This window comes from Clavibacter lycopersici (assembly GCF_003576405.1).
GTDB lineage: Bacteria > Actinomycetota > Actinomycetes > Actinomycetales > Microbacteriaceae > Clavibacter > Clavibacter lycopersici.
In genome coordinates, this window is record NZ_QWGT01000128.1 from 1 (window position 1) to 8,156 (window position 8,156).

At 72.5% G+C, this 8,156-nt stretch carries 7 protein-coding genes; 6 read left to right on the top strand and 1 reads right to left on the bottom strand.

Translation table 11 applies throughout. The features are described 5' to 3' along the window. The 4 genes from DZG00_RS17020 to DZG00_RS09635 all read left to right on the top strand — a co-directional run. Positions 1-816 (top strand): hypothetical protein (locus DZG00_RS17020; protein ID WP_158587802.1); only part of this gene is annotated, 816 nt, incomplete at its 5' end. Then, a complete protein-coding gene (locus DZG00_RS09625; RefSeq protein WP_119381151.1) occupies positions 813-2,639 on the top strand; it encodes a DUF4012 domain-containing protein in 1,827 nt (608 codons plus the stop codon). The genes DZG00_RS17020 and DZG00_RS09625, both read left to right, overlap by 4 nt. 87 nt (positions 2,640-2,726) lie before the next feature. Beyond that, positions 2,727-3,311 carry a sortase gene (locus DZG00_RS09630; RefSeq protein WP_119381152.1) on the top strand — a complete coding sequence of 195 codons (585 nt, stop codon included), beginning with the start codon at positions 2,727-2,729 and terminating at the stop codon, positions 3,309-3,311. A gap of 303 nt (positions 3,312-3,614) precedes the next feature. Further along, positions 3,615-4,157 (top strand): sortase, encoded by a 543-nt coding sequence (locus DZG00_RS09635; RefSeq protein ID WP_233548792.1) that lies wholly within the window; start codon positions 3,615-3,617, stop codon positions 4,155-4,157. A gap of 39 nt (positions 4,158-4,196) precedes the next feature. Here the strand turns inward: DZG00_RS09635 and DZG00_RS09640 are convergent, their stop codons facing one another. After that, positions 4,197-4,673, bottom strand: coding sequence for a VanZ family protein (locus tag DZG00_RS09640; protein WP_233548793.1), 477 nt, complete (start codon positions 4,671-4,673; stop codon positions 4,197-4,199). A gap of 118 nt (positions 4,674-4,791) precedes the next feature. On the opposite strand from DZG00_RS09640, the gene DZG00_RS09645 reads away from it, so the two are divergent. Together DZG00_RS09645 and DZG00_RS09650 are read left to right on the top strand one after the other, a co-directional pair. Further along, a complete protein-coding gene (locus DZG00_RS09645) occupies positions 4,792-5,823 on the top strand; it encodes an LLM class flavin-dependent oxidoreductase (RefSeq protein WP_119381154.1) in 1,032 nt (343 codons plus the stop codon). A gap of 92 nt (positions 5,824-5,915) precedes the next feature. Further along, the coding region (locus DZG00_RS09650) for a transglycosylase domain-containing protein (protein ID WP_119381155.1) at positions 5,916-8,156 on the top strand (2,241 nt) is incomplete at its 3' end.

The window sequence follows — 8,156 nt, forward strand, 5'->3', positions numbered from 1 at the left end:
TCGGCGGACCAGGGGACCGCCGCGCCCGCGCCGTCCGCCTCCAGCACCGACGCCGCCGCGGAGCCGACGCCCGCGCCGACCGCCACCGCCGTCCCGAGCACGACCGTGGCCGCGCCCACCGTCTTCCTCGCCGCGGGGAACGCCGAGGTCGCCTGGCGGACCACCGGCGGGTCATGCACGGGCGAGCCCGCCCGCATCCAGACCACCATCGACGCGGGCCGCACGTGGGACACGCGCTCGACGGGCACCTTCGACGCGCGCCGGATCCTCGCGCTGCAGGTCGAGAGCCCGGACGTGGGCAGCATCGTCGCCGACGTGACCGCGGCGTGCTCCCGCACCACGCTCCAGAGCTTCACGGGCGGCGAGTTCTGGCGCGACGCGCCCGCGCTCACCGCGACGACCCCCTACGTCGACCCGACGGCACCCGGCACGGTGCAGCTGATCCAGGGCTCCCGTGACGCGCCGTGCGACGACGCCGTCCAGGTCGTCGACAGCGGCCAGGCGGCCGCGGTGCTCTGCGGATCCGGCGCCCTGCACGTCCGCTCCGGGAGCGGCGACTTCCGCCTGGTCGACGCCCCGGGCGCCCTCGCCCTCGCGCTCGGCCCGGACGGGATCCTCACCGCCGGCACCGCGGAGTCCTGCGCGGGGACGAGCATCGGCCGCATCGTCCCGGCCTCGGGCGACGTGAGCGTCGTCGGCTGCGCGGCGGCCGTGCCCACCAGCGGATCGGTCGCCCTCTCGGCGGCGGGCAGCGACGTCTGGCTCCTCACCGGGGACGCCGTCAGCATCTCCTCCGACGGCGGGTCCACCTGGTGACCACCGCCACCGCCGCCGACGCACCGCAGCCGTCGCGGCGCTCCCGGAGGCGACGCCCCTGGACGCGGGGCCGCATCCTCCGGGTCGCCGGCGCAGCGGTCGCCGTCATCCTGGTCCTCTGGATCGTGTGGGTCGCCGCCCGCGCCCTCCTCGCCCGCGGCGAGCTCGAGCAGGCGGTGCCGCTCGCGTCCTCCGTGCAGCGCGACCTCCTCGCCGGCGATCCCGCCGGCGCCTCGGAGAACGTCGCGCAGCTCCGGGACCACTCGGCGCGCGCGGTGTCGCTCACGGGGGATCCGGTCTGGGCCGTCACCGAGCACGTCCCGTTCGTGGGCCCGAACCTGCGCGCCTTCCGCGAGATCTCCGGCGTCGTCGACCGCATCGGCGCCGACGCGCTGCAGCCCGTCGTCGGGATCGCCGGCACCATCGACGTCTCGAGCCTCACGCCGAAGGACGGCCGGCTCGACCTCGACCCGATCCTCGCCGCCCAGGAGCCCGTCCGCCAGGCCGACGACGCGCTCGACGCCGCCCTCGACGACGTGACGGCCATCGACACCGGCAGCACGATCCGCCCGGTGGCCGACGCGGTCGCGCGCCTGGAGGAGACGGTCGGCTCGGCGGCGGAGACCCTCGCGGTCGTGCGCCATGTCACCGACCTCGCGCCCGCAATGCTCGGCGCCGACGGCGACCGCAGCTACCTGCTCATGTTCCAGAACAACGCCGAGGTGCGCTCCACGGGCGGGATCCCCGGCGCACTCGCGCTGGTCCGCACGGGCGACGGTGCCTTCTCGCTCGACGGCCAGGACTCCGCGCGCGCCTTCCCGCGGCTCGCGGAGCCGGCCCTGCCCCTGGATCCGCAGACCGCCGGCCTCTACGGCACCATCACCGGTCGCTACATGCAGGACGTGACGCTCACGCCCGAGTTCCCCCAGGCCGCGCCGCTCGCCGCCGAGATGTGGCGTCTCAAGCACGGGCAGACGGTCGACGGCGTGATCAGCATCGACCCGGTCGCGCTCTCGTACCTCCTCGAGGCCACGGGCCCCATCACGCTCGCCACCGGCGACGTGCTCCGCTCCGACGACGCCGTCGACCTCCTCCTGCACGACGTGTACCTCCGCTATCCGGACCCCGACGTCCAGGACGCGGTCTTCGCCAGCGTCGCCGACTCGGTGTTCGCGAAGGTCGCGTCGGGCGACGTGGACCCGGCCGCGCTCGTCGCCGCGCTGGGGCATGCAGCCGAGGAGCGGCGCATCCTGATCTGGAACTCCCGCGCCGACGAGCAGGCGACCCTCCAGGGCACGACGTTCCAGGGCTCGCTGCCCACGGACAACGAGGAGTCGACGGTGTTCGGCGTGTTCCTCAACGACTCGACCGGCGCGAAGATGGACTACTTCCTCTCGCTGCAGACCACGCTGGCGATGGCGATGTGCCGGGACGACGGCCGGCCGGACTACCGCACCGAGGTGATCCTCGGATCCACCGCCCCCGCCGACGCCGCCAGCCTGCCCTTCGTGATCACCGGCGGCGGCGTCTACGGCGTGGCCCCCGGCGACGTCAAGACGCGCGTGTCCGTGTACGGGCCCCCCGGCACGGTGCCGCTGCGCGTGCTGATCGACGGCCAGGAGACGCAGTTCCAGCCCGAGGTGGTGGGCGGTCGGGCTGTCGCCCAGGTCGAGGTGACGCTCTCGCCCGGTCAGGAGGTCCGCATCTCGGTGGACACGCTGGGGGACAAAAAGACCGACACACCCCTGTCCATGGTCACGACCCCCGTGATTAACACGATCGCAACACAGTTCCGCTCGCTCTCGTGCGACCAGGCCCAGTAGTCTCCTAGGTGGGGGAATGATCGACGGCGGACCCGAGTCCGCTTGTGGCCCCTGTGCACCACGACTGACTCACACTGGGGGAACCACATGTTCAAGAAGATCCTCGCCGGGGCGGCCATCGCCCTCGCCGCGACGTTCACCGTCGCCACCGCCGCCAACGCGGACCCGTACACGCCCGAGGGCGGCGTCACCGTCAGCGACCCGACCGTCGCGCCCGGCCAGAGCACCGTCCTGACCTTCGCCGACGGCTCGTTCGCCCCGAGCGTCCCCGTCACCATCACCATCACCGGTGAGGACGCGGCCAACGCCACGCTGGCCTCCTACCGCACGGCCCCCATGGCCGTGACGAGCAACTCCATCACCAAGAACTCCACCAGCGCCGGCGGCCTCCGCGTCACCGTCACCCTGCCGGCCGGTTCCGCCACGGGCTCCTACGCCCTGACCGGCACCGACACCCTCGGCAACACCGTCTCCACGACGATCTCGGTCGTCGCGGCGGCCGGCAACGGCACGTCGACCGGCGGCTCCGCCGCCGACGGCTCGGCCGGCCTCCCCGTCACGGGCGGCCAGCTGCCCGTCGTCCTCATCTGGACCGGCGGCGGCCTGCTGCTGCTCGGTGCAGCCCTCGTCGCCGTGCTCGCCACGGTCCGTCGCCAGCGCACCACGGTCTGATCCGCGTCACCCGCATCGTCTGACTCCCCCAGGGAGCCGCGCGATGGAAGGCCCCGAGGCATCCGCCTCGGGGCCTTCCGCCGTCTCCGGGCGGCCGTTGCCCCCAGTCCGGGGCCTATCCGCCCGAGCGCCTCCTCGCGGAGCGCCGACGCGGATACCATCTCGAACGTGGGTTTACCCGACCCGCTGTCTGCCTGGAGGCGTCGACCCGAAATCGCGCGCCGCGGACATCACCGCCCCGAGGCGATACCCGTCGTGCCCCCGCACGTCCGTCCCGGGCGCATCACAGAAGGCACACCCGAGATGCTCGCCAAGACCCTGGCGGGCGCGTTCGTCGCGCTCGCGATCACCGTTTCCGTCCCCCTCGCCGCCCAGGCGGAGAACTACGTCCCTAAGGACTCCGCCATCGCCTGCAGCGGCATGTCGGTCACCCCGGCCGCCGTCGCACCCGGTGAGTCCGTCCGGATCGCCGGAGTCGCCGGATCCTTCGTGGCCGGCGAGACCGTCGCCGTCCGCCTGTCCTCCGAGGCCGGCGCACCCGCCGTCGCCGGCGACCCGGCCGCGTCCGTCACCGCCGCTGCCGACGGCTCCGTCTCCGGCACGCTCGTCGTGCCGACGACGGCGACCGGCACCTGGCGCGCCAACCAGACCGCCCCGTCCGGCGACCACTGGTGCGGCATCGTCTCCGTGGTCCCCGCCAGCTCCCGCGTCGCGGCGGAGAGCGGCGTGCTCCCCGTCACCGGCGGCACGCTGCCGACCGGCCTCGCGATCACCGGCGGGGGGCTCCTCCTCGCCGGGGCAGCAGCCGCGGGCATCGCGACGGCCCGCCGTCGACGCGCCTCCTGAGTCCAGGCGCCGCTCCCGACCCGACGCGGGCGGATCCGATCACGACCGGTTCCGCCCGCGTCGTCGCGTCCGGGCGGCGACGAGCGCCGCTGCCGCCGCGCCGACGAGCGCACCCGTGCCGTTGGCCAGCACGTCGGTGACGGACGCCACGCGCGCTGGCAGGAAGGCACCCTGCGCGAGCTCGACCGACGCCGACAGGGCCGTCCCCGCGAGCACGACGACCCACCAGCGCCGGGTCCCGAAGGCGAGGACGCCGAGCATGCCCAGCGGCACGAACATGGCGACGTTGGCGACCTCCTCGATCATCGAGTAGCGCAACCCGGGGATCCCGTGGTGCTGCGCGAACAGCACGCCGCGCATCAGGTACGGGTACACGCCGCGGTCGACGCTGTCGGGCGTGAGCGTGACCAGCCCGATCAGCGCGACGTACGCGAGGAGGAGCACGGCGGCCTGCCGTCTGCGGAGGCGCCTCCGCTCGCGATCCCGGCCCGAGGCCCAGGGCGACCTGTCGGTCACGGCGCCGCCCGCCGTCGCGGCCGACGGGGGAGCGGGGCGGCGGGATCCATGAGGGCCGCAGCCTAGCAACGCGCCCCGGCCGGGGAATGCGCCGCCGACCCCGCCCGTTCTCCCCGGGGTGACCCGCCTCGAACGCACGCCCGTCGACGTCCTCGACCTCGCCCCACGTCCCTTCGGCGGCACGAACGCCGACGCCGTCGCGGGCAGCATCCGCCTCGCGCAGGCGGCCGAAGCCGCCGGGTACTCGAGGTTCTGGGTCGCCGAGCACCACGGCATGCCGGGCATCGCGAGCTCCGCGCCGGCCGTCCTCCTCGCGGGCATCGCGGCTCGCACCTCCACCATCCGCGTCGGCAGCGGCGGCGTGATGCTGCCCAACCACACCCCGCTCGTCGTCGCCGAGCAGTTCGGGACCCTCCGCGCCCTCTACGGCGACCGCATCGACCTCGGCATCGGCCGGGCCCCCGGCACCGACGGCGCCACCGCGATGGCGCTCCGACGCAGCGAGGCGGGCCTCGGAGTCGACGACTTCCCGCAGCAGCTCGTCGACCTCGTCGGCTTCTTCACGGGTGGCATGGCGGACGACAACCCCCTGCGCGGCATCACCGCGGTGCCCGGGCTCGGTGACCGGCCGCAGATGTGGCTGCTCGGATCCAGCGGCTACTCCGCGCAGGTCGCGGCGGCCCTCGGGATCCGGTTCGCGTTCGCGCACCACTTCGCCGGCGACCGCACCGAGCAGGCGCTCGAGCTGTACCGCGAGCGCTTCGAGCCGAGCGACGACCTCGCCGAGCCGCACAGCGCCATCGCGGTGAGCGTCATCGCCGACGAGGACCCGGAGGTCGTGGACCGCGAGTCGCGCGCCGGCAGCATCACGTTCCTGCGCATGCGCATGGGCGGGAAGCCGCAGCCCGTGGATCCCGCCGAGGCCGCCGCGTACGAGTTCAGCGACCTCGAGCGCGAGATCATCGGCGCGCGGAACCGGCGCCAGGCCATCGGCTCGCCCGAGGCCGTGCGCATCGGCCTCGAGCGCCTGCTCACGAGCACGGGGGCCGACGAGCTGATCGTCGCGCCGTCGTCCACGACCCTCGAGCACCGCATCCGGACCCTCCGCACCGTTCGCGATCTGGCCAGCGCGGAGGCCGACGCGGCCTGATCGTGAGTGCACGCATCACATTTCGGCCACGGGGAGCTGAGACCCTCCCTGAGGCGGATGTGGGGCCTCGGAGCGCGGGTTAGATTCGTACTATGAGGAAAACTGACCTGACCATCTCGACCCGGTTGGGCGCGTTCCTCGGACTCGTCGGCATGAGCACGATCGCCGGCGTCCTCGTCGCCGCCATGGTGACCCCTGCCATCGCCGTCTCGGGCATCGCGGCCAACAGCACCATCGGCGTGTTCGAGGACATCCCCGACAACCTGCAGATCGACAACCTCGCGCAGAAGACGGTGCTCTACGCCAAGCAGGGCGACAGCCAAGTCCCCTTCGCCGAGTTCTTCTCGCAGGATCGCGAGGAGGTCCCGTGGGACGCCGTCTCGCAGTACGCGAAGGACGCCGCGATCGCGACCGAGGACCCCCGCTACTACGAGCACGGCGGCGTCGACGTGCTGTCGGCCGCTCGCGCCCTCGCGCAGAACGTGCTGAACAAGGAGGTCCAGTCGGGCGCCTCCACCATCACGATGCAGTACGTCCGCAACGTCCTGGTCCAGAAGGCCCAGAACATGGTCGACTCCTCCGACGAGGCCACGCAGGCCGAGGGCCGCAAGGCGTTCACCGAGGCCACCCAGCCCGACATGCCCCGCAAGCTCAAGGAGATGCGGATGGCCATCGGGGTGGAGAAGAAGTACTCCAAGAACGAGATCCTCCTCGCGTACCTGAACATCGCGAACTTCGGCAGCCGCGTCTACGGCATCGAGTCCGCGGCGCGCTACTACTTCAACGTCTCGGCCGCCGACCTGAACCTCGAGCAGGCCGCGAGCCTCATCGCGACCGTGAACGCGCCCGAGGTCTTCAAGATCGACAACCCGGACAACCTCGAGCGCAACAAGGAGCGCCGCGACCTCCTGCTGCGGAACATGCTCAAGGAGCAGAAGATCACGCAGGAGCAGTACGACGCCGCCTCGGCCGCGGAGGTCACCCCGACGATCACGCCCTCCACGAGCGGCTGCATCCAGGCGAACCCGATCTCGGCCGCCTACTTCTGCGACTACGTGAAGAACGAGATCCTCACGAACGAGGAATTCGGCGAGACCGCAGCGGACCGCGACGCGCTGCTCAAGCGCGGCGGGCTGCAGGTGTACACGACCCTCGACCTGGACATCCAGGGCAACGCCGCGGAGCAGATGCGCGAGCAGGTGCCCACGACGGCGCGCTTCACGAAGATCGGCGGATCCGTCGTCTCCCGCGAGGTGAAGACCGGCCGCATCATCGCGATGGCGCAGAACACCGACTACGGCGTCGCGCAGGACCAGCCCGGCGTCACGGAGATCAACTACTCGGCCGACAAGGCGCACGGCGGCTCCGCCGGCTTCCAGGTCGGATCGACGTACAAGATCTTCACGCTGGTCGACTGGCTGAAGAGCGGGAAGTCGATCTACCAGACGGTGAACGCGTCCAAGACCACGTGGTCGGCCAGCGAGTTCACCCGGTGCGGCGACAACCTCGCGGGCTCACCGGACTACAAGGTGACCAACGACACGAACACCGGAGCGACGTCGAACCAGAACGTGCTCGCGGCGACGGTCGCCTCCGTCAACTCGGCCTTCGTGGCCATGGCGAGCCAGCTCGACCTGTGCGACATCAGCAAGACGGCGACGGACATGGGCGCGTACAACGCGGACGAGCGGGAGCTGTCGAGCTTCCCGTCCGACGTCGTCGGCTCGGGCGGCAACACCGTCGCTCCGCTCCAGATGGCCACCGCCTTCGCCTCCGTCGCGAACCAGGGCACCATGTGCCCGCCCATCGCGATCGACAAGGTCGTCCTCCCCGACGAGTCCGAGCTCGTGACCCCGAAGAGCGAGTGCGCGCAGGCCATGACCCCTGAGGTGGCCAACACCGCCGCCTTCACGCTCAAGGCGGTCATGGGCGGCACCGGCGCGGCGTCGAACCCGCGCGACGGCACCGAGATCCTGGGCAAGACGGGTACGACCGACCGCTCGAAGGACACCTGGTTCGTCGGGTCCTCCACCGAGGTCACCACCGCGGTCTGGGTCGGCAACGTCGAGGGCTTCGCGTCCATGCGCCGCAACGTGCTCAACGGCCGTGCCGCCGACAGCGCGCGTCACCGCATCTTCAAGCCGCTGCAGACCTTCATCGACGACCGCTACCCGGCCGAGGGCTTCCCCGCGCCGAGCAGCAGCCTGACGAAGCGGCCCTACGTGCCGCCGGCACCGAGGCCCACGCAGTCGGCCGCGCCCACCGCACCGGAAGCGCCCGCGGCTCCTGCGCAGCCCGCGCCCCCGGCCCAGCCCGCTCCTCCCGCGGAGGAC